The organism is Nocardia sp. NPDC051981, from assembly GCF_040680715.1.
GTDB lineage: Bacteria > Actinomycetota > Actinomycetes > Mycobacteriales > Mycobacteriaceae > Nocardia.
The window spans coordinates 196327-218580 of the sequence record NZ_JBFAXK010000003.1 but is presented as its reverse complement, the minus strand read 5'-3'; the positions used below and the strand labels follow the sequence as shown (position 1 = coordinate 218580).

14 protein-coding genes are annotated in these 22254 nt (G+C 69.7%); 8 read left to right on the top strand and 6 right to left on the bottom strand.

All coding sequences use genetic code 11. The features are described from left to right. Positions 1-56: 56 nt before the first annotated feature. Both AB0L60_RS08045 and AB0L60_RS08040 read left to right on the top strand, forming a co-directional pair. Positions 57-1721 carry a DUF4185 domain-containing protein gene (locus AB0L60_RS08045; protein WP_364609076.1) on the top strand — a complete coding sequence of 555 codons (1665 nt, stop codon included), beginning with the start codon at positions 57-59 and terminating at the stop codon, positions 1719-1721. An 83-nt stretch (positions 1722-1804) separates the two neighbouring features. Beyond that, complete coding sequence (locus AB0L60_RS08040; protein ID WP_364609073.1) at positions 1805-5425, top strand: hydantoinase B/oxoprolinase family protein; 3621 nt, start codon at positions 1805-1807, stop codon at positions 5423-5425. A 33-nt stretch (positions 5426-5458) separates the two neighbouring features. Here AB0L60_RS08040 and AB0L60_RS08035 read toward each other — a convergent pair whose 3' ends face one another. From AB0L60_RS08035 to AB0L60_RS08015, 5 genes are read right to left on the bottom strand one after another with little or no spacing between them, the layout of a single operon-like run. Further along, positions 5459-6637, bottom strand: coding sequence for an ATP-binding cassette domain-containing protein (locus tag AB0L60_RS08035; RefSeq protein WP_364609071.1), 1179 nt, complete (start codon positions 6635-6637; stop codon positions 5459-5461). 4 nt (positions 6638-6641) lie between these two features. Then, the gene (locus AB0L60_RS08030; RefSeq protein WP_364609069.1) at positions 6642-8261 is read right to left on the bottom strand and encodes a DUF885 domain-containing protein; all 1620 of its coding nucleotides are present in this window, start codon (positions 8259-8261) and stop codon (positions 6642-6644) included. A gap of 10 nt (positions 8262-8271) precedes the next feature. Then, positions 8272-9045 (bottom strand): ABC transporter permease, encoded by a 774-nt coding sequence (locus AB0L60_RS08025; protein WP_364609066.1) that lies wholly within the window; start codon positions 9043-9045, stop codon positions 8272-8274. Then, complete coding sequence (gene modA, locus AB0L60_RS08020; protein ID WP_364609064.1) at positions 9042-9761, bottom strand: molybdate ABC transporter substrate-binding protein; 720 nt, start codon at positions 9759-9761, stop codon at positions 9042-9044. The genes AB0L60_RS08025 and modA overlap by 4 nt, the downstream gene beginning before the upstream one ends. A 44-nt stretch (positions 9762-9805) precedes the next feature. After that, complete coding sequence (locus tag AB0L60_RS08015) at positions 9806-10219, bottom strand: TOBE domain-containing protein (protein WP_364609062.1); 414 nt, start codon at positions 10217-10219, stop codon at positions 9806-9808. Between the two features lie 53 nt (positions 10220-10272). Between AB0L60_RS08015 and AB0L60_RS08010 the strand changes: the two genes are divergently transcribed. Next, positions 10273-11187 carry a hypothetical protein gene (locus tag AB0L60_RS08010; protein ID WP_364609059.1) on the top strand — a complete coding sequence of 305 codons (915 nt, stop codon included), beginning with the start codon at positions 10273-10275 and terminating at the stop codon, positions 11185-11187. 19 nt (positions 11188-11206) lie between these two features. On the opposite strand, the gene AB0L60_RS08005 is transcribed toward AB0L60_RS08010, so the two are convergent. Further along, positions 11207-12676, bottom strand: a complete 1470-nt coding sequence (locus AB0L60_RS08005; RefSeq protein ID WP_364609057.1) for a CCA tRNA nucleotidyltransferase — start codon at positions 12674-12676, stop codon at positions 11207-11209. 210 nt (positions 12677-12886) lie between these two features. On the opposite strand from AB0L60_RS08005, the gene AB0L60_RS08000 reads away from it, so the two are divergent. The 5 genes from AB0L60_RS08000 to AB0L60_RS07980 all read left to right on the top strand — a co-directional run bounded on the left by AB0L60_RS08000 (position 12887) and on the right by AB0L60_RS07980 (position 22204). Continuing rightward, the gene (locus AB0L60_RS08000) at positions 12887-13441 is read left to right on the top strand and encodes an NUDIX hydrolase (protein ID WP_354849043.1); all 555 of its coding nucleotides are present in this window, start codon (positions 12887-12889) and stop codon (positions 13439-13441) included. Next, positions 13438-15957, top strand: a complete 2520-nt coding sequence (locus AB0L60_RS07995; RefSeq protein ID WP_364609054.1) for a DUF6049 family protein — start codon at positions 13438-13440, stop codon at positions 15955-15957. The genes AB0L60_RS08000 and AB0L60_RS07995 overlap by 4 nt, the downstream gene beginning before the upstream one ends. A gap of 524 nt (positions 15958-16481) precedes the next feature. Next, complete coding sequence (locus AB0L60_RS07990) at positions 16482-20318, top strand: lipid II flippase MurJ (protein WP_364609717.1); 3837 nt, start codon at positions 16482-16484, stop codon at positions 20316-20318. Between the two features lie 276 nt (positions 20319-20594). Then, complete coding sequence (gene sigM / locus AB0L60_RS07985) at positions 20595-21179, top strand: RNA polymerase sigma factor SigM (RefSeq protein WP_364609051.1); 585 nt, start codon at positions 20595-20597, stop codon at positions 21177-21179. Positions 21180-21301: 122 nt separating this feature from the next. Continuing rightward, a complete protein-coding gene (locus AB0L60_RS07980) occupies positions 21302-22204 on the top strand; it encodes a hypothetical protein (RefSeq protein ID WP_364609049.1) in 903 nt (300 codons plus the stop codon). Positions 22205-22254: the final 50 nt, after the last annotated feature.

Genomic DNA, 22254 nt, shown 5'->3' with positions numbered 1-22254 from the left:
GGCCCGCAGGACTACGGTGAGGTGGATCCGATCACGGACGAGGAGACGCACCACGGATGACTGCGCGGCGCTCCGAAGCACCTGCGGCCCTGGCGCTCTCGAGCCTGGCGATGGCCGCGGTCATGCTGCTGCCCGCCACACCCGCCACCGCCGGACCCTTGGCCCCGTGGGCCCCGCCGCCGTTGAACGCCTGCGGCGAAACGGGATTCGATCCGCTGGCCCGCGAACCCGACCCGGATGTGCCACTGCCGCAACCGCAGCCGCCCGACAACACCATCCACATTCAGGTCCCGGTCCCGCAGTTCACGCCGGTCCCCATTCCGGGTCCGCGGCAGGACAACACCCGCATCGATCCCGCGCCACTGCCCGCGGACCCGTGCGTCAATCCGTGCCCGGACCTGCGCAACGACCAGAGTCCCAAGCCGGAAAACCTTGCGCCCGAGAGTGATCCGGCCGACCCGCCCGGCGACCCGGCCGACACCTCCGGAGATCCCGGCACCGGCGACGACCAGCCTGCTCCGGAAGCGGCGCCCGAGCCGACCCCCGCACCGCAGGCCGGCAGCGGCTCCGGCGGGATTCAGCTGCCGCACATCCGGATAGACCAGATTCCGGAGACCGTCCCGATCCCGGTGCCCGGCGGCGACCCCGAGCCGCCGCAGCCCCGGCCCGCGCCCGCCGTGCAGCCCCTGGTTCCCGCGCCGGTGGCCGCTCCCGTGGCCCCGGCCGAGCTCGACTCGCTGGCGCTGGTGAACCAGGTGACCGGGCACGGCTCCACCAACCGCACCGATATGCGCTGGTCGGTGGACGGCACCGACCTGGGCATCATGTGGGAGTCCGAGCCCGGGCAGATCGCCGTCGCCTTCGGCGACACCTTCGGCAAGGGCTGGGGGCCGATCGGCGCGGGCACCGGAGACCAGGACTGGCGCAGCAACTCCATCGCGTTCAGCAGCAATCGCGATCTCTCCCAGGGCCTGCGGCTGGACACCTTCGCCCAGGACAGCCGCTGTCACGCCGCCGAGATCCTGAGCAGCCGCAAGGTCGACAACTTCGAGATCACCACCATCCCGACCTCCGGCTTCGCGCTGAACGGGCGGCAGTACCTGACGTACATGTCGGTGGCCCGGTGGAGTCGCCACAAGCCGGGCATGTGGTGGACCAATCTGGGCGGGCTGGCCTGGTCCGACGACAACGGCGCGACCTGGACCAAATCCGATTGGGCGCGCTGGGACAACTTCTTCGGGCTGGGACGGTTCCAGGTCATGGGGATGGCGCCGCACGACGGGTACGTGTACATGTTCGGCACGCCCAACGGGCGGTTCGGCACCATCGGGCTGGCCCGGGTGCCCACCGACCAGGTGCTGAACAAATCGGCCTACCAGTACTGGATCGCCGATACCTGGGTGCCGGCCCTGGGGCCAGACGAACAGCTGGCCACGCCGATCCTGTCCGGGACCGCCGGTGAGCTGTCGGTGCGCTACGACGAGTCGACCGGGCAGTGGCAGATGATCTACCTGGATCTGGACCGCCACGCCATCGTGCTGCGCACCGCCGCCGAACCGCAGGGCACCTGGACCGATCCGGTGACCCTGGTCGACACCGACGACTATCCGACGACCTACGGCGGGTACATCCATCCGTGGTCGAGCGGCAAGGACCTGTACTTCACCATGTCGGCGTGGAACAGCTACAACGTGTACCTCATGCACGCCGCCTTGAAGTAGTGAGACCCGGCGTCCCGGCGGCGGTTCGGTATCGTGCGCACTGTGATCGACCTGAACGCGCCCACCCGGAACGACCCGTCGCGATGACGGCCGCGACGACAGCAGGTCCGGACGGTACGGCACCCCGCTGGCAGTTCTGGATCGACCGCGGCGGCACGTTCACCGACGTGGTGGCCCGACGGCCCGACGGAGCGATCATCACGCACAAGCTGTTGTCGGAGAATCCCGGCCGCTACCGCGATTCCGCGGTGGCCGGAATCCGCGAAATCCTGCGGGCCGAAGGGATTTCCGATCCGGCCGACCGGATCGACGCGGTGCGGATGGGCACCACGGTCGCCACCAACGCGCTGCTGGAACGCAAGGGTGAACCCACCGCGCTGGTGATCACGCGTGGATTTCGCGACGCCCTGCGCATCGCCTACCAGAATCGGCCCGAGATCTTCGCCCGCGAGATCGTGCTGCCGGAACTGTTGTACGAGTGGGTCGTCGAGGTGGACGAACGCGTCACCGCGGCCGGTAACGTCCTCGTGCCACCGGACCTCGACAGCCTCGCCGATGGGCTGAAACAGGTGTACGACAACGGTATTCGCGCGCTCGCCGTGGTGTGCATGCACAGCCACCTGTATCCGGCACACGAACAGGCCATCGGCCGGGTAGCGGAGGCGATCGGCTTCCCGCAGATCTCGCTGTCCAGCGAAGTCAGCCCGCTGATGAAACTGGTGCCACGCGGCGACACCACCGTGGTGGACGCCTACCTGTCGCCGGTGCTGCAACGCTACGTGCGGCGGGTGGCCGACGAGCTCACCGGCGTGCGGCTGATGTTCATGCAGTCGAACGGTGGGCTCACCGAGGCCGGGCAGTTCCGGGGCAAGGACGCCATCCTGTCCGGGCCGGCCGGCGGCATCGTAGGCATGGTGCGCATGTCCCAGCTCGCCGGATACGACCGGGTCATCGGCTTCGACATGGGCGGAACGTCCACCGACGTCTCGCATTTCGCGGGCGAATACGAGCGGGTTTTCGATACCCGGATCGCGGGCGTGCGACTGCGCGCGCCCATGCTCGACATCCACACCGTCGCCGCCGGGGGCGGTTCCGTCCTGCACTTCGACGGCAGTCGGTACCGGGTGGGTCCCGATTCGGCGGGCGCAATGCCCGGGCCGGCGTGTTATCGCGCGGGTGGGCCGCTCACCGTCACCGACGCCAATCTCATGCTGGGACGTATCCAACCCGATTACTTCCCACACGTTTTCGGACCGGAGGGCGACCAGCCGCTCGACGCCGCGCTGGTGCGCGACCGCTTCGCCGAGCTGGCCGCCGAAATCCGTTCGCGCACTGGAGACGACCGCACGCCGGAACAGGTCGCCGAGGGCTATCTCCGGATCGCGGTCGCCAATATCGCGGCTGCGGTGAAACACATCTCCGTGCAGAAGGGGCACGACGTCACCCGGTATGCGCTCACCACCTTCGGCGGCGCGGGCGGCCAGCTGGCCTGCGCGGTCGCGGACTCGCTCGGCATTCGCACGGTGCTCGTACCGCCGCTGGCGGGCGTGCTGTCGGCGCTGGGCATCGGGCTCGCCGACACCACCGCCATGCGCGAGCAATCGGTGGAGCTGCCGCTGGAACCCGAGTCCATGCCCCGCGCCGAGGCCACCGCAACCGCACTGGAAGCGGACGCACGCGCCGAGCTGCGCGCCGAGGACGTACCCGAACACCGCATCCGCGTAGTGCGCCGGGCGCAGCTGCGCTACGACGGCACGGACACCACTCTCACCGTGGAACTCACCGAACCCGTCCGTATGACAACGGAATTCGTCGAGCGCCACCGCGCCACCTACTCGTTCGTCCTGGACCGGCCGATCGTCATCGAAGCCCTCTCCGTCGAGGCGACCGGGCTCACCGAACCGCCCGATCTGTCCGGACTGAGCCGGACGGCGTCCGGGGCCGCGACGACCACGCCGGTCCGCATGCACACCGGTGGTACCTGGCGCGACGTGTTCCTTTACCGCCGTGCGGAACTGGGACCGGGCGTCACGGTGACCGGACCGGCCATCGTCACCGAGGACAACTCCACCACGGTTGTCGACGAAGGTTGGCAGGCCACCGTCGACGACGTCGGGCATCTGATCATGGCCCGGGTCGCGACAGCGACCGGGCCGCGGGTGGGTACCGACGTGGATCCGGTACTGCTGGAGGTCTTCAACAATCTGTTCATGTCCATTGCCGAGCAGATGGGCGCGCGGCTGGAGTCGACCTCGCAATCGGTCAATATCAAGGAGCGCCTGGATTTCTCGTGCGCGCTGTTCGATCCCGAGGGCAATCTGGTCGCCAACGCCCCGCACATTCCCGTGCACCTGGGCTCCATGGGAACCAGTGTCAAGGAGATCATCCGGCGGCGGCCCGACATGCGCCCCGGAGACACCTACGCGGTCAACGATCCCTACCACGGCGGCACCCACCTGCCCGATGTCACCGTCATCACCCCGGTGTTCGACATCACCGCCGAACGCATCCTGTTCTATGTCGCGTCGCGCGGACATCACGCCGAAATCGGCGGCATCACACCGGGTTCCATGCCGGCGAACAGCCGCCACATCGACGAGGAGGGTGTCGTCTTCGACAACTGGCTGCTGGTCGAGAACGGGCGCTTCCGGGAAGCCGAAACCCACCGGCTGCTGACCGAAGCCGCCTACCCGTCCCGCAATCCGGCCACCAACCTCGCCGATCTGCGCGCCCAGATCGCCGCCAATGCGAAGGGCGCGGAGGAGGTCGGCAAGATGATCGACCACTTCGGGCTCGATGTGGTGCAGGCGTACATGCACCACGTTCAGGACAATGCCGAGGAGGCCGTGCGGCGTGTCATCGACACGCTCGAGGACGGCGACTACGCCTACGAGACCGACCTGGGCGCCACCATTCGAGTCCGTGTTCGCGTGGATCGCGAGAACCGTTGCGCCACCATCGATTTCACCGGCACGTCGGCACAACTGACGGGCAATTACAACGCGCCCTACGCGGTGGTCAACGCGGCAGTGCTGTACGTGTTCCGCACGCTGGTCGCCGACGAGATCCCACTCAACGACGGCTGTCTACGCCCGCTCACGATCAGTGTGCCGATCGGATCCATGCTGTCACCACGGCCTCCGGCGGCCGTCGTCGCGGGCAATGTCGAGACTTCGCAGGCGATCACCGGCGCTCTGTACGCCGCGCTGGGGGTGCAGGCCGAAGGGTCGGGCACCATGAACAACGTCACCTTCGGCAACAACCGCTGCCAGTACTACGAGACCATCGGTTCCGGTTCCGGTGCGGGCCGGGGCTTCGACGGCGCACCGGTCGTCCAGACCCATATGACCAACTCCCGGCTGACCGATCCGGAAGTTCTGGAGTGGCGATTGCCGGTGCTTGTCGAGGAATTCTCGATCCGCACCGGCAGCGGTGGCAACGGGCACTGGCGCGGCGGCGACGGAGCCGTGCGGCGACTGCGCTTCACCGAGGCGGTGACCGTCTCCACGCTGTCGAGCCACCGCCGCATCCCCCCGTACGGCATGGCGGGCGGCGCACCGGGAGCCCTGGGCGCCAATCGGATCGAGCGCGCCGACGGCACGACCACGCAACTGCGCGGCGCGGACTCGGCGCACCTCGAACCCGGTGATGTCCTGGTCGTGCACACGCCGGGCGGCGGCGGGTACGGCAAACCAGAGGAGTGAGAAAGACGCCGGCCGGGGCGCGGCGATGGCCGATCAATAGGGATAGACCTCGACCTCGGTCGCCTTCACCGCGAAGTACACCTCCATCCCGGGGACCACACCGAGCTGGGCCACCGCGGCCGGAGTCAGATCCGCCGCCAGGCCCGCGGCCGCCCCCGGACCGTCCACCCCGCGTACCCGCACCAGACCGCCGCGATCCTCCAGCTCCGCCACCCGCACCCGGAACACATTGCGGGGACTGCCCTCCGGATGCTCCCGATGCACCGCCACGGCCACCGGCGAGAACACCGCCGCCGCCCGCCCGGCGGCCGTCCACTCACCCTCGGACCTGCCGAAGACCTCGACCGTTCCGTCCGTGACCGCACCCAGCCCGGCGCTGCCGCCGCTCACGGCGGCACCCATGATCAGGTTGACGCCGGCGATCCGGGCGGCGAACCGGCTGCGGGGCCGCGCCAATACCGCAGCCACCGAACCGGACTCGATCACCCGCCCCGCCTCGAGGACCGCGACCCGATCGGCCAGGGTCACCGCGTCGATGATGTCGTGTGTCACCAGAATCGTGGCGCTGGGCCGGGCATCCGGCAGTGTCACGGGATGGGCGGCGATATCCCGTGCGGTGGCGATCGACTCGCCATTTCCATCGTCCGCACTGCCGGACGCGGGTTCCCGCAGGACTTTCCGCAGCAGCGCCCGCATGGCGGGCGCCGCGGTCACATCCAGCGCGGCCATCGGCTCGTCCAGCAGCAGTACCCGCGGGTGCACGGCCAGCGCGCGGGCCAGCGCCACGCGCTGCGCCTGACCGCCGGACAATGACCCGGGCGACCGGTCCGCGAATTCCTCGGCGTCGACGGCCCGCAGCCATTCCCGCGCGAGAGCGGCGGCGGCCCGGCCGCGCACACCCCGGCTGCGCGGTCCGAAGGCCACATTCGCGGCCGCCGACAGATGCGGGAAGAGCAGGGCCTCCTGCGCCAGCAACGAGACGGCCCGCCGATGCGGCGCCACCGCAATGCCTTTCGCGACATCCGTCAGCACCCGCTCGCCCAGCCGGACCTGCCCCTCGTCCGGAATCACCAGTCCGGCAACCACATCCAGCAGGGTGGATTTGCCCGCACCGTTGGGGCCGAGCACGGCCAGCACCTCCCCGGCCGGAATCTCCAGCCGAACCTGGAAATCCCGGTCGGCCAGACGTGCCGACACCGCCAGCCCGCTCATCGAATCAGCTCCCGTCGAGACCGAGCAGGGTGCGCAGATGGCGCGGGGCGGGGGAGCCGTGGGCGAGCATGGCATCGTGCCAGTCGCGCAGGGGAGTGGTGGCGGGGCGGGCGGCGGCAATCGCGGCGACCTCGGTATAACCGACGAAATAGGTCGAGAGCTGGGTGGAGCTGAGCAGGGTGCGGCGCCACTTGCCGGCGGCCTCGCCCTCCTCCTGGAGGCCGCGGTCCCGCATCAGCCGCAGGGCCTCGGCTTCGGTCATGCCGTCGCAGTGCACCGACTGGTCGAGGATGGCGTTGATGGTCATGCGCAGGTGGGACTTCAGCTGCTGCAACCGCACCGGCAGGCCACCGAAACCGGTGTCGGCCATGAGCTTCTCGGTGTAGACCGCCCAGCCCTCGATGAAGGTGCCGCTCCAGCACAGCGCGCGCACGGGGGTAGAGCCGCGGAAGCGGCGCGACCGGGCGAGTTGCAGGTAGTGGCCGGGCATGGCCTCGTGCACGGTCAGATTGCGCATCATGTGGTTGTTGTATTCGCGATAGAACGAGGTCACCCGCTCGGGCGACCAGTCCGCCGGGGTCGGTGCGATGGCGAAAAACGTGGGCAGGTCGGCGGTTTCGAGCGGGCCGACCGGATCGCAGTACGCCACCGCCACCCCGCGCGCGAACTCCGGCATCTTCTGGATGACCAGCGGATCCTCGACCAGGGTGGCCAGGTCGTGGTCGCGGACGAAGGCGGTGGCCTCCGCCAGCGCCGCGGCCGCCACCGCGACCACCGTGTCATCGGCCGGTCGGTCCGCCGACAATTGCGCCAGCGCCCGGCGGACGGTCTCCGCATCCGGATTCGCGATACCGAGCAGTTCGCCTGCCGCGGAGCGGATCTCGCCGGTCAACTGATCCAGGTGCCGGTGCGCGCGGTCCAGGATCTCCCGCGCGCCCAGCTCGGTGTCCAGGGTGTGCCAGAGCTTGGCCTCCCACAGTCTGCGGCCCAGACGCGGATCGCGGTCCGCGCCCTCGACCCGGCCGGTGAGCCACGCGGTGAAGTCGGTCAGCGCCGACATCGCCGCGGTGGCGGCGGGTTCGATCTCGAAGCCGGGCACCTCGGCGGCCAGCACGGGCACCTGGTCGCGCACCAGCGCGGTCACGCCGCCGAACTGCCCGATGGCGGTCTCGACGTGCACGCGCGGCATCTCGCCGAGCAGCGCGCGGGCGGTGGCCAGCGCGTCGGGCACCGCCGCCAGCCGGTCGCGCAGCGCCGCCAGCCGCACCTCGGCGGGCGCGAACGGGCGCGCCAGCAGGTGGTGGAGCAGCGGTCCGGGATTGTGCACCAGCGGATTCCACTCGTGCTCGCGGATCTCGGTGAGCTCGAACAGCAGCCCGTCGACCCGCTGCTGCAGGAGCGCGAGATCGACGCCGTCCGCGGGAGCCAGGTCGTCCGGATCGACCTCGGCCAGGGTGTGCGAGGCCTCGCGCAGCAGCTCGGCGTGCCCGCGCACCGCCTCCGCCGACCAGTCGGGGAGCCGATGATCGGCGCGGTGGTCGCCCACCGAGGCGGCCAGCCGCGGGCCGGCGGTCAGCAACGCTTCGACGATGCGCTCGGCACGGGAGACGAATATCGGCGACATGGCAGCCACGCTAGCGCGCCTCCGGCCGCCGGTAGGCCACCAGCACGATCACCGCCGCGACCAGCACCAGCAGCAGCGAAAGCGCCACGGCGGCATCCGGATCGGACTCGCGCTGCAGATAGATCTCCAGCGGCAGCGTGCGGGTCCTCCCCTGCAGGCTGCCCGCGAAGGTGAGCGTCGCGCCGAACTCGCCCAGAGCGCGGGCGAAGGCCAGGATCGTGCCCGACACCAGCGCGGGGCGCAGCAGCGGCAAGGTCACCCGCCACCACACCAGCGAAGGCCGCGCACCCAGGGTGGCGGCGATCCGTTCGTAGCGGTCGCCCGCCGTACGCATCGCACCCTCCAGCGTGATCACCAGGAACGGCAGCGCCACGAAGGTCTGCGCCAGCACCACCGCGGTCGTGCTGAAGGCGATGCGGATGCCGAGCGACTCCAGCTGATGGCCCACCAGCCCGTTCCGCCCGAACAGATACAGCAGCGCCAGACCACCCACCACCGGCGGTAATACCAAGGGCAGCAACACCAGTGCGCGCAGCACCGGCAGCGCCCGCCAGCGCGAGCGGGCCAGCACCGCGGCCATCGGCACCCCCAGCAGCACGCACAGCAGGGCGGCCGCCACGGAGGTGCGCAGGCTCAGCAGCAGCGCCACCCGCGAGGACTCCGAGGTGATCAGATCCAGGAAATGCGACCAGTCCACCGCCCCGGTCAGCGCCACCAGCGGACCGGCCACCAGCACGAAGCCGATGGCCGCCGGCAGCAGCAGCCAGACCGGGGGCTTGATCACGGCCGTCCGAAACCGGCCTGCTGCAACGCCTGCTGCCCATCGGGCCCGGTGACCAGGGTGACGAAGTCCTTGGCGGCCGCGGCGTTCTTCGAATCCGCTACGGTGGCAATCGGATAGGTGTTCACGGCGGTCGCGGACTCCGGGAAGTTCACCGTCGTCACCTTGTTACCCGCACCGGCCGCGTCGGTGACGTAGACCAGGCCCGCATCGGCCTGCCCCGAGGTCACTTTGGCCAGCACGTCGGTCACCGAGGACTCCTCGCTGACCGGCGAAATCGACACGCCCGCACCGGAGGTCACCTTCTTGGTGGCCGAACCGCACGGCACCTGCGGCGCGCACACCACCAGGCGCAGCCCGGACTTGGACAGATCCGCCAGCGAACCGATGTGCGCCGGATTGCCCGGCGGCGTCACGATGGTGAGGACATTGGTGGCGAAAGTCTGGGGCTTGTCGGTGATCCGGCCGCCCTTCACCGCCTTGTCCATGTTCGCCTGATCGGCGGAGGCGAAGACGTCGGCGGGCGCGCCCTGATTCAACTGCGCCACCAGATCCAAGGAACCGGCGAAGGAGAAGGTCACCTTGGTGCCGTGGTGCGCGCTCTCGTACTGGGTGCCCAGCTGGGTGAACACCTGCTTGAGCGAGGCGGCCGCGAAGACCGTGATCGTCGTGGTCTCACTGCTGTCCGAGGAGGAACCGCAGCCCGACAGCAGACCCACGCCCAGCACCGCGGTCGCGGCGAGCGCCGCTCCGGATCTGGAACCTAGGCCACGCCACCGGTTTCCGTGGCGGTCTCCACCACCACCGTGGTGGCCTTCACGCTCGCCCACGCCACGCTGCCGGGTTGCAGCCCCAGCTCGCGCACCGACTCGCTGCTCATCAACGACACAACTGTGAACGGTCCGCATTGCATCTCCACCTGTGCCATCACGGTATCGGCCACCACCCTGGTGACCAATCCGGGAAAACGATTGCGTGCCGAACTGGCACTAGCCATCCGGGTCTGTGGAGTGCGAGCCTGCTCGACGGCCAATTCCGCGAGCTCCCTGCCATCCACCACCAGGCGACCGGATTCGTCCTTGCGCGCGGACAGCACGCCACCATCGATCCAGCGGCGCACGGTGTCGTCGCTGACGCCCAGCAGCTGGGCGGCGTCACGAATCCGAATTTCGGGCATGACAAGCAGAATAGATCCGCAAATACGGAAATACCAACCGAATCGAACCGTAGATGCGGACATCAACGGCCGGCAAGGTGTTCCAGTTCACTTTCGCGCCGCTGGCGCCCGCACCGGCGCCCAGTACGCTCGAAGCAATCATGGCCACGTATTTCGATCCGAAGGCCTGGTCGCCCCTGCGCGCGGTAGACCTGGGTATGGACCTCGGAAGACGCTTGTTCGATCAGAGCTGGCTGGACCAGTGGACCAGTTTCACCACCGCCTGGCTCGAACCAGCCGCCGACTTCGGAGCCGGGACAGTCACCGCGCTCATGCCCGACGTCCTCATGACGCTGCTGTCGGAGGGCATCCTGAGCCAGTTCGGCGGGCAGGAGGTCAGCGCCACCCTGCTCGGCCACGACCTGCGAGCCACCCTCCGCACGCTCAAGGTGCGCCGGCGCGGAGCGCACTTCCAGACCAAAACCGTGCTCACCGGGCTCATCTGGAACACCCACCCCATCGAGGAACTCACCGTCATCGCCCACGGCGTGCGGCTGATACCCGGCGTCCCCACCAAGCTGCGGACCTCACAGCTCGACCTCACCGGCGTGATAACCCTTGCGGCACTGCTGGAGTGGATCAACACCTGGCAGCCCGACTGGGAACTGCAGCCCGCCGGCGACGGGCTCATCCTGGCCCGCCACCGGCGCCGCAGTATCCGGGCGCTGGCCGCCGCCGAGATCACCGACAACGTCCTGTCCATCACGGTGCACCGCGCCCACTGGCGAAAGGTGCGCGCGCCCAGGCGATTCACGACGCTGAACCCGATTCCGCTGTCGGGGCTGCCCAGCGAGGCGCGCATCAGCCGGGCCGAACACGTCGGGGAACACGTGTTCTTCAGCGCCGACCTGCCCGCGATCAGCGGCTCGTTCGACCTCGCACAGATCCGCTCGGCCATCGTCACGGGGACGACGCTGATCATCTTCTAGGGAAGCCCAACTCCCGGGGCTATCGAACCTGCTGGGTCGGCCACCATTCGAGCAGAGCCGCCTCGGCCTCTTCACGCGTCATCGGACCACGGTCCAGGCGCAGTTCCTTCAGGAAACGCCATGCCTTGCCGACATCCGGGCCCGGCTTCAGGTCCAGCAGCTCCATGATCGAATTGCCGTCCAGATCCGGGCGCACCCGCTCCAGATCCTCCTGCTCCCGCAGGCGTTCGATCCGGGTCTCCAGATCGTCGTAGGTCGAACGCAGCGCGGCGGCGCGGCGCTTGTTGCGGGTGGTGCAGTCGGCGCGGACCAGCTTGTGCAGACGGGGGAGCAGCTCACCGCCGTCGGTCACGTAGCGGCGCACCGCCGAATCGGTCCACTGCCCCTTGCCATAACCGTGGAAACGCAGATGCAGGTACACCAGCCGCGCCACGTCCTCGGTGAACTGCTTCGGATACTTCAAGGCGCGCATGCGCTTTCGCACCATCTTCGCGCCCACCACCTCGTGATGATGGAAGCTGACCCCGCCGCCGGGCTCATTGCGCTTGGTCGGCGGCTTGCCGATGTCGTGCAGCAGGGCGGCCCAGCGCAGCACCAGATCCGGATCGCCCTGCTCCTGGTCGATGGCCTGACGCAGCACGGTCAGCGAATGCTGGTAGACGTCCTTGTGCTGATGGTGCTCGTCGATCTCCAGCTGCATGGCCGGGACCTCCGGCAGCACCCGGTCGGCCAGCCCGGTCTCGACCATGACATCGATGCCCTCGGTCGGGTATTCGCCGCCGATCAGCTTATCGAGCTCCGCCCGCACCCGCTCGGCCGTGATGCGATCGATCTCCGGAGCCATCTCGACGATCGCCGCCCGCACCCGCGGCGTCAGCCGGAAACCCAGCTGCGCGACGAAGCGCGCGGCGCGCAGCATGCGCAGCGGGTCGTCGTGGAACGAATCATGCGGCAGCGCAGGCGTATCCAGCACCCCGGCCAGCAGCGCCTCGACGCCGTTCAGCGGATCCACGAACTCCAGCTCGCCCAGCGCGCCGATGCGCACCGCCATCGCGTTCACCGTGAAATCGCGGCGCACCAGATCACCCTCGAGGGTGTCACCGAAGGTGACCTCCGGATTGCGCGAGACCCGGTCGTAGGCGTCGCTGCGGAAGGTGGTGATCTCCAGCTGCTGCCCGGACTTGGCCGCGCTCACCGTGCCGAAGGCCAGACCGCCGGTGTCCCACAGGTGATCGGCCCAGCCGCGCATCAGCTCCTGCACCACCTCGGGGCGGGCATCGGTGGTGAAGTCCAGATCGGTGCCCAACCGGCCGAGCACCGCGTCGCGCACGCTACCGCCGACCAGATACAGCTGATGGCCGTGCGCGGCGAACAGTTCACCCAGCGGAGTCAGCACATCCGAGAGCCGTCCCAGCGTTATCGCGGCCGCCGCCAGCAGGCGAGTACGACGATCCTCCACGGCTGCTTCCTCGGACTTCGGCGAAACCACGAAAAGGAAGCCTACCCAACTCTCGGTAGCTCTCAGGGGCTCCGCCCCCCGAACCCCCGGGAACCAGACCTCACGGCTCCGCCGCCAAACCCACGGACAGGGCCCGGCGTGCCGCCCGGCGAACGGTATCTACCTGCTATGAGAGCTCTGTATATATAGGAGCTACCGCGCTGGGGCGGGTGCGGCCGCCTTCACCTATAGACTGACGCAGTGTCCCCGGCCGATCGCGCGAACAGTCGACGCCGCCAGCCCCGGCGGCGTGGTTCGGCTGGTACTGCGGCGAAATCCACCGGTGCGGCCAAGCCTCGTATGCGCACGGTCCGCGAAACCTCCGCGGGCGGACTGGTGGTGGACGGCCTCGACGGCCCCAGCGACAAACGCTGCGCCGCCCTCATCGGACGCACCGACCGGCGCGGACGACTGCTCTGGTCGCTGCCCAAGGGCCACATCGAAGAGGGCGAGACCGCCGAGCAGACAGCCATTCGCGAGGTGCAGGAGGAGACCGGCATCCACGGCACCGTGGTCGCCGAACTCGGCAGCATCGATTACTGGTTCGTCACCGAGGGCCGGCGGGTACACAAGACCGTGCACCACTATCTGATGCGCTCACTCGGCGGTGAGCTCTCCGACGCCGACGTCGAGGTCACCAAGGTGGCCTGGGTTCCCTTGAGCGAACTAGACTCCCGGCTCGCCTACGCTGACGAACGCAGGCTGGCCGAGGTCGCCAACCGGCTGATCGACCGGATGGAGAACGGCAGACAATGACGCGTGCGGGATCGCAGCGCACGCTGCTTTCACTCGTCGCGGTAATGCTGGCGGTGCTCACGACGCTGGGAATCGGACCCGGAATCGGCACGCGCATTGCCGCCGCCGAACCCACCGGCAGCGGCAGCGGACAGCCGAGCGGACCGAAATTCCTGAAGCTGTCCCTGGATTCGGTGACGCCCACCACCATCACCGCCGCCAGCGACCCCTACTTCGTGGTGTCGGGCACCGTCACCAATATCGGTGACCGGCCGGTGGACGACGTCAGCATCCGCATCCAGCGCGGCGCGGCCGTCACCAGCCCCAGCGGCCTGCGCTCCACCCTGCGCCTGGACCAGGTCAACTACGACATCAACGGCGAATTCCAGGACGTCTCGGACCAATTGACCCCGGGACAGCGCAAACAGTTCAGCCTCACCGTCGCCCTGCGCGCGGGAACCGATCTGCCCAGCGACATCTCGTCACTCGACATCACCGCGCCCGGCGTCTATCCGCTGCTGCTCAATGTGAACGGCCAGCCCGCGTACGGCGGGCAGGCCCGCCTCGACGACGCCCGCTTCCTGCTGCCCGTCCTCGGCGTCCCCGGCACCGACCCCAAACACGCGCTCGCATCGGCCGCTCCGCCCGCCGTCGACGCCCCGCCGGTGGCCACCACCATGCTGTGGCCGCTGGCCGACCGGCCCCGCCTGGTCGCCGGACAGCCCGGCACCCCCGACGGGCAGGCGCTGCTCACCGACGACGACCTGGCCGCCTCACTCGCGCAGGGCGGACGACTCGACCAGCTGCTGTCGGCCCTGGAGAGCGTGGTCAAACCCGACAGCGGGCGCGACCGCAACCTCGTCAACGCGCTCTGCCTGGCCGTCGACCCGGACCTGCTCGTCACCGTGTCCGACATGACCAGGGACTACCGGGTGCTGGCCAGCCCCTCGGATCCGGACGGGCCGACCCGCTCCGGCACCGGCAGCCACGCCGCCAAGGCATGGCTGGAACGGCTGCGCGCCCTCGCACCCGGAATGTGCGTGGTGGCACTGCCGTTCGCGCAGGTCGACCCGAGCGCGCTGGCCGCCGCCGGCGACGTCACGCTGGCCGACCGCGCGCTCAACGCGCCCGCCGACCTGATCGACTCCCTGCTCGCGGTGAAATCGGTACGCGGCGTGGCCGTTCCGGACGCCGGCACCATCGACACCGACGGCGCCACCCTGTTCGCGCATCACGGCTTCACCACCACCCTGCTCGCCGACAACACCGTGACCACCGGCGACAACCGCGCCAACTTCACCGCCGCCAAGACCCCACCGGGCGGCGCCGCCCCCGAACCCGGCACCCCCGACATGGTGAACCTCGCCGACATCACCCTGCCGCCCGCCGCCGGCGCGGCCCCGCCACCCGCGCCGGCCACCCTGCACGCCGCCACCTTCGACATCTGGGCCGCGACCGCCCTGGCCGCCATCGGATCCAATCCGCCCACACCGCCTTTCACCCCCGACAAGGTCCGCTACGAGGTCACCAACGACTCCCGCGCCGCCCGACTGCAGGACGCGCTCGGGGCCATGGCCTGGACCGCGCTCAACCCGGAACCCGGCCGCCCGCGCTCCGCGCTGCTGATGCCCCCGCAGCAGTGGGGCGCCAACCGGGACGAAGCCTCCACCGTGCTGGGACAACTCGACCTGCTGGTGAAGAACGGCCTGGCCACGCCACGGCCGTTCACCGAACTGGTTGCGCAGCAGCCGGATCCGCAGGGCTACCAGCTCGACTACCCGAGCGAGGCCGCCGACGACGCGGTGCCCGCCCACTTCGCCGAACCGGTGCATCAGCAGGCCCAGCGAATCACCGAACTGATGAGCGCGCTGGTGGACGTGCCGCAGCAGGAACTCAGCCCGCGCGCCTTCCTCACCCCGCTGCGCGACGACCTGATCCGGGTGCTCTCGCTGTCCGACCGGCGGGCCGGGACCGCCGCCGCGGACACCAACGCCCAGCGCCGGCTCGACCAGACCACCAAAACCATGGACAACCTCTACGGTTCGGTGACGGTGCTACCGCCCGGCGGCGTCTACACCCTCGCCTCCGAGCAGAGTCCGCTGCTGCTGGTGGCCCGCAACGACCTGCCGGTGGCCATCCGGGTGCGCTTCAAGATCGACGCGCCGGCCGAGACGAACATCACTGATATCGGCGAACAGCAACTGCCCGCCAAGGGGAACCGGTCCTTCCAGATCCCCACCGAGGTATCCGACAGCCGAAACCTGGTCATTCCCATCGCGCTTACCACATCCGACGGGGTGCCGCTCGGCAATGCCGTATCGGTATCCGTGCGGTCCAACGCTTACGGTCAGGTGTTGGCAATAATTACTGCGTGCGCCTGTGCGCTGCTGCTCCTGCTGGTCGGCCGCCGGCTCTGGCACCGCTTCCGCGGACAGGCCGACCCGGCCGACGAAGGGTTCGACCCCGAACCCCGAGGCGGAGACGACAGTGCGGGGCGCGCGGGTAAGCGGGACAAGACACGACAGGAGGCACGGTGAGCGAGTACGGCGGGCCGCGCTCATCCGGCCGACCAGAGGGACCCGACGGGCCGCCGCCGCGGCGCACGCCGTCGGCGCCGTGGGAACGCGGCGCGCCGCGCCCCGGCCCGCGCGGCCCGCAGGGCCCGGCCTCCGGACAGCAGCGAGCGGTTCCCGGTAATCCGCAGGGATACCCGGGACAGCAGTATCCGGCCAAACCGTCCGGTCCGCAGCGGCAGGGGCCGCTGCCCGGCGAATCCGGGCCCATCATGCACCGCCCCCGCCCCCAGCAGGGACGACCCGATCCCATGGCGGGCGGGCACATTCCGGCCGAAGAGCGCTACCACTGGGGGCACCCCGGCGGCGAGGGCAACCGCCCGCCCACCCCCGGCCCGCAGCGATACCCGACACCGCCGATGTCGAACCCACGCCCGGCTCCGTCGACCGGCCCGCAACGCCAGGCTCCGTCGACCGGCCCGCAACGCCAGGCTCCGTCGACCGGCCCGCAACGCCAGGCTCCGTCGACCGGCCCGCAACGCCAGGCGATGTCGCGCACCGCGACCGTCCCTGCCGCGCAGGTGGCGGAGAAGGCCGACAATTCCAACGCCAAGCTGGTCCGGGATACCGGGTCTCTCGCCCTCGCAACCCTGATCAGCCGCATCACCGGTTTCGCCAAACAGGCGCTGCTGCTGACCGTGCTCGGACCGGCCATCGCCAGTGCCTTCACCATCGCCAGCTCGATTCCGAACATGATCTCGGAGCTGCTACTCGGCGCGGTGCTGACCGCCATCGTCGTGCCGACACTGGTCCGCGCCGAGCGTGAAGACGCCGACGGCGGCGCGGCCTTCGTGCGCCGCCTCTTCACCATGGCGGTCACCGTGTTGGGCACGGGCACGGTCATCGCGTTGATTCTCACCCCGGTACTGACAAAACACGTCTTCCTCTCCGCCGACAGCAAGGTCAATTCCGGACTCACCACCGCGTTGACCTACATGCTGATTCCCGCGGTGCTGCTGTACGGAATGTCGGCGCTGCTCATGGCGATTCTGAACACCCACCAGGTGTTCAAGCCCGGCGCCTGGGCACCCGTCCTCAACAACTGCGTCGCCCTGCTGGTGCTCGGTCTGTTCGCGCTGGCACCGGGCGAGATCACACTCGATCCGATTCGGATGGGCGAACCGAAGCTGCTGTTACTCGGTATCGGCACCACCGTCGGCGTGGCGGTCCAGGTGGCGACATTGCTGCCGGCGATCCGGCGGGAAGGCATCGACCTACGCCCCCTATGGGGCTTGGATGCGCGTCTCAAGCAGTTCGGCGGCATGGCGGCGGCCATCGTGCTCTACGTCCTGATCAGCCAGGCCGGTTTCAGCTTCACACTGCGCGTCTCCTCGCACGCCGACGTCGCGGGTCCGACCATCTACCAGAACGCCTGGCTGCTACTGCAACTGCCGTGGGGCGTGCTCGGCGTCACCCTGCTGACCGCGATCATGCCGAGGCTGAGCCGCAACGCCGCCGCCGACGACACCCCGGCGGTGGTGGACGACCTGGGCGCGGCCACCCGGCTGACCATGATCGCGCTGATCCCCATCGTCACCTTCCTCACCTTCGCCGGACCCCAGATCGGCGAGGCGATCTACGGCTACGGCCGCTTCGGCGCCGACGCCGCGCGACTCGGCGAGGCGGTGTCCTGGTCGGCGTTCAACCTGATTCCCTATGCGCTGGTGCTGATTCACCTGCGGGTCTTCTACGCTCGCGAGCAGGCGTGGACACCTACCTGGATCATTCTGGGCATCACCAGCGTGCAGATCACGCTGTCCGCATTGGCACCGGTCCTGTTCTCCGCCGACCACGTGGTCATCGCCCTCGGTGTGGCCCGCGGGCTCGGCTTCGTCACCGGCGCCATCATCGGCGGCTGGCTGCTGCACCGCAGCCTGGGCGATCTGCGCATGGCCAACGTCGGCCACACCATCACGCGGGTGGTGCTGGCCTCGCTGGCCGGTGGCGCGGTCCTGCTCATCGTGGACAAGGTGCTGGGACTGCACCGGCTTTCGGAGTCCTTCGGCGGCATCGGCTCGCTGGTGCGGGTCGGCCTCACCGCCCTCGTCATGTTCGGCGTGGCCTTCGGCCTGATGCGCCTGCTCGGCATTCCCGAGATCGTGGCCATCACCGTCGCGGTCTCGCGCCGGCTCGGCATCACCCCGCCCGCGCCGGATCTCGACCTCGACGGCACCCCGCTCGAGGACATCCACGAGACCACGCTGCTGCCCAAACCGGACCTGCGGGCGGCGCCGTACTACTACCGCTTCGATCCGTACCTCGACGCGCAGACCATGGTGCTGCCCGTCATCCGGCCCGATGCGGTTGATCTCACCGAAAAGACCGAGTTCCCGTACCCTGTTCGGCAGGCAAGCGCAACTGCCCGAACCGGCATGTCCGCGGACAGCTCCCCCGGCACGCCGGACAGTGCACGGACACCGGACGGCGGCTTCCGCACGACTTCGGATGCCGACGCAGCGGTTCCGGCTCCGATACATCGGTCTTCGACACACCAGGGCGAAGGAGGAACGAGGGTGAGCGACGATGCGGCGGGCGGTGTCCCGGCCGCCGAATCCGCAACGGCCGCGGGCGGCGGGCTCTCCACGGACACCCCTCCCTCCGGCGCGGCCGGCGGAAAGCCCGGTGGCCGAGCCGAATCCGCGGCCCGCTCCGGCGGTCCCGGCGACCACGAGGAACCCGAGCACCTACCGGAGGCGGAGGACCACGCCGGTCCCGAAACCGGTGTGTACGAGGCCATCTCGCCGCAGATGCCGCCCATGCGGGTGGAATCGCCGAGCAAGCGCATCCAGCGCGGCCCCAAGCTGACGCCCGGCGCGTCGGTGGCGGGCGGCCGGTACCGGCTGCTGGCCAGCCACGGCGGCGCGCGCGGGCTGAAGTTCTGGCAGGCCCTGGATGTGAAACTGGACCGCGAGGTCGCGCTCACCTTCGTCGACGCCGATCAGCAGGCCACCGACAACTCCGGACACGATGGACCGCAGGCCATCCTGTCCCGCACGCTGCGCCTGGGCCGGATCAACTCGCCCGGTCTGGCCCGGGTGCTGGACGTGGTGCGCGGCTCCTCCGGCGGCATCGTGGTGGCCGAGTGGACCCCCGGCCGCTCGCTCAAGGAGATGGCCGAGACCGTGCCGTCGCCGATCGGCGCCGCGCGCGCCGTCCGGGCGCTGGCGGCCGCGGCCGAAATGGCACACCGCGGCGGCGGTTCGCTGTCCATCGACCATCCGGACCGGGTGCGCATCAGCGCCGCCGGCGATGCCGTGCTGGCCTTCCCGGGCACGCTGTCCGACTCGGACGCCCAGTCCGACGTGCGGGGCCTGGGCGCCATGCTCTACGCGCTCATGACCGCGCACTGGCCCATCCGGGTCGGCGGCATCTCCGGCAGCGCGGCCACCGTCGGCGGCCTGCCGCTGGCCGACTTCGGCCCGGACGGAACGCCGGTGGAGCCCCGGACCATCCGGCCCGAGGTGCCCTTCGAGATCTCCGCGGTCGCGGTGCGGTCGCTGGAGTCCAACAAGGGCGTGCGCACCGCCGCCACCGTCCAGCACGTGCTGGAGCAGGCGTCGGTGGTGGACCAGAAGACCGACTTCATCCCGGTGCTGCGCCTGGGTCAGAAGCCGCCCAGCGCACCCGACGAGACCCTCGCCGATCCCGAACTGCTCGCCGCCGAGAAAGAACGCTCACAGCGGATGATGTGGATCCTGGTCGGTCTGGGCGTGCTGGCCGCGCTGGTGGTCGGCGTCATCATCTGGTGGCTGCTGAGCGTCTTCGCGCCCGGCTCCTCCAACGCGCCGCTCAACGAACAGCGCAATATCGGCCTCACCACCTCGGCGACGGCACCGCCCAGCCCCGGCGCGTCCCAGGCTCCGGCCAGCGCGCCGGCCACCGGCGGGGTGCCGGTGCCGGTCACCGGCGCCACGGTGTTCTCCCCGGAGGGCACCCCGGACAATGTCGGCAGCGTCGCGGCGGTGCTGGACAACAACCCGGCCACCACCTGGCGCACCGACGCCTACTTCCAGCAGTTCCCGGCCCTGAAGAAGGGCGTGGGCGTGCTGACCACCCTGGGCAGCCCCAGCAAGCTGACCAAGGTGATCATCGAATCGCCCTCGCCCGGAACGCAGGTCGAGATCCGCACCTCGCCGACCGCCTCGCCGACCCTGGATCAGACCCAGCTGATCGGGTCGGCGGTGCTCGGCGACGGCACCACCGAGATCCCGGTCCGGGCCGATCAGCCGGCCCGCTACGTGCTGGTGTGGATCACCCAGCTCGCCAACAACGGGGGCCAGTTCCAGTCGTCGATCGCCGAGATCCGGTTCGAAGCCAGCGTCTGATCTGCCCTCCGCTTCGCTCCGGGCTGGTTCGCGGCCTGAGAGTTGAGCAACACTGAGCGCCGATTACAAGCAGATCGCGCAATTCATACCAAGCGCCTGCTACCTGCGCTTTTTCTCGGTTTTCGCTGCTACCGAATCGTTATCTTCGATATGATCTTGCGTACTCTCGGCAAGGGGAGCTCCCGGGCGCCGACTTCTACGGTCCCGGATGACAGCCACACATCTCGGTGAAGCCCGGCCCGTGAACAGGCCGTGCCACCGGTCTGAGGGGAAGCATTGTCGTCAGCGCACGAACTCGTGGAAGCAGCGCAGGTCAGCGATCGCGACCTGCTCACCGCCCACGCCGGTGGGGCACCATACGCCTTCGCCGAACTGCTCCGCCGCCACCGCGACCATCTCTGGCAGACCGCGCTACGCGCCTCCTACGGCCCCGAGGACGCCGCCGACTCGCTCCAGGACGCCCTGCTGTCCGCGCACAAGGCCGCGGGCGCCTTCCGCGGCGACGCCGAGGTGCGCAGCTGGCTGCACCGCATCGTGGTCAATGCCTGCCTGGACCGCATCCGCCGCAACAAGCTGCGCCGGACCGAACCCCTGTCCGAGGACGCGGCCGACGAACCACGCTGCCCACGAGACGATTTCGCGGCCCTGGAGGCCACCCTGATGGTCGACGCGGCGCTGTTCACCCTGCCCGCCGACCAGCGCACCGCCCTGGTCGCCATCGAGCTCGAGGGCTACTCCATCGCGGATGCCGCTGCGCTGCTGGGTATTCCGGAGGGCACCGTCAAGAGCCGGTGCGCCCGGGGGCGGCGGCGGCTCGCGGCGCACTTTCACGAAGCGAACACCGGACCTGCGATCACCTGAATTCCATTCGAACAACGCGATATTGGGGGAACCTTGAACGGTTCCGCTGCGTCGGATACAAAGACAGGTCTGCGTTTCCTACTCGAGGCCCTGGAGGGGCAATGGAGGACACCGGAGGAGCAATGGCGGGTACCGAGGTACCCACGCCGCCCTTCTCCACCGAACTGCTCGCCGATCTGCACGGGGGCAGTCTGCCGCCGGAAGAATCCGAGCGGCTCTGGCCCGCGGTCCGGCGCGACCCGGAGGCCATGCGCTATCTGCACTCACTCGACCGCGTCGACGATCGCCTGCACGACCTCGGCCGCGACGAACACATCGCCCACCCCATGCCCGCCGAGGTGGCCGCCCGTCTGGAACGCATGATCGAAGACCTCGCCACCGGCGACGAGGACCCGGCCACCGCCGACCGGCCTGCCACCGTGGCCCGGCTGCCCGTCGCACCGCCGCCCGTCACCCGCTCCACCCACCCGTCCCCGCCCTCCACCGCCCCCATGCCGGTGCTCGACGACTCCGTCTTCGATACCGGCCGGCTCGATCCACGGGAGCTCGAGGATCCCGAGCCCCCGGCCGCGTTCGAGGACGACACGGATCCCGGCGAGCCCGTCCCGTTCGAGACCCCCTCCCGGCGCCTGCGCTGGCTCACTGTCGCCGCGGCCGCCGCGGCGGTGGTCGCGGGCGCCGTGGTAGCCGTGGACGCCGTCAGCACCCGCACCGTGGCCCCGGCCGCCCAACCGACCGCCGACGCCAACCTGGACCCGGGTCTGGCGCCCACAGCCGTCCTCACCGCCATGGGCCGCCACGACATCACCGGCCCACTAGCGGCCGGCAACGCCCTCGCCACCTGCCTGCAGGCGGCCGGCCTGGACCGCCAGATACTCGGCTCCCGCAGCGTCGTGTTCTCCGGCACACCCGGCGTCCTGGTCCTGCTGGCCGGCCCCAAACCCCCGCAGATCACCGCGGCCGTCCTCGGAACAGCCTGCGGCCCAGGCAATCCCCAGGTCCTCGGACGCGCCGACATCGGCTGAGGCCCGAGGTCGGGAAGCTGCGGGAACAACAGCGTTTAGGCTGTTGTTGA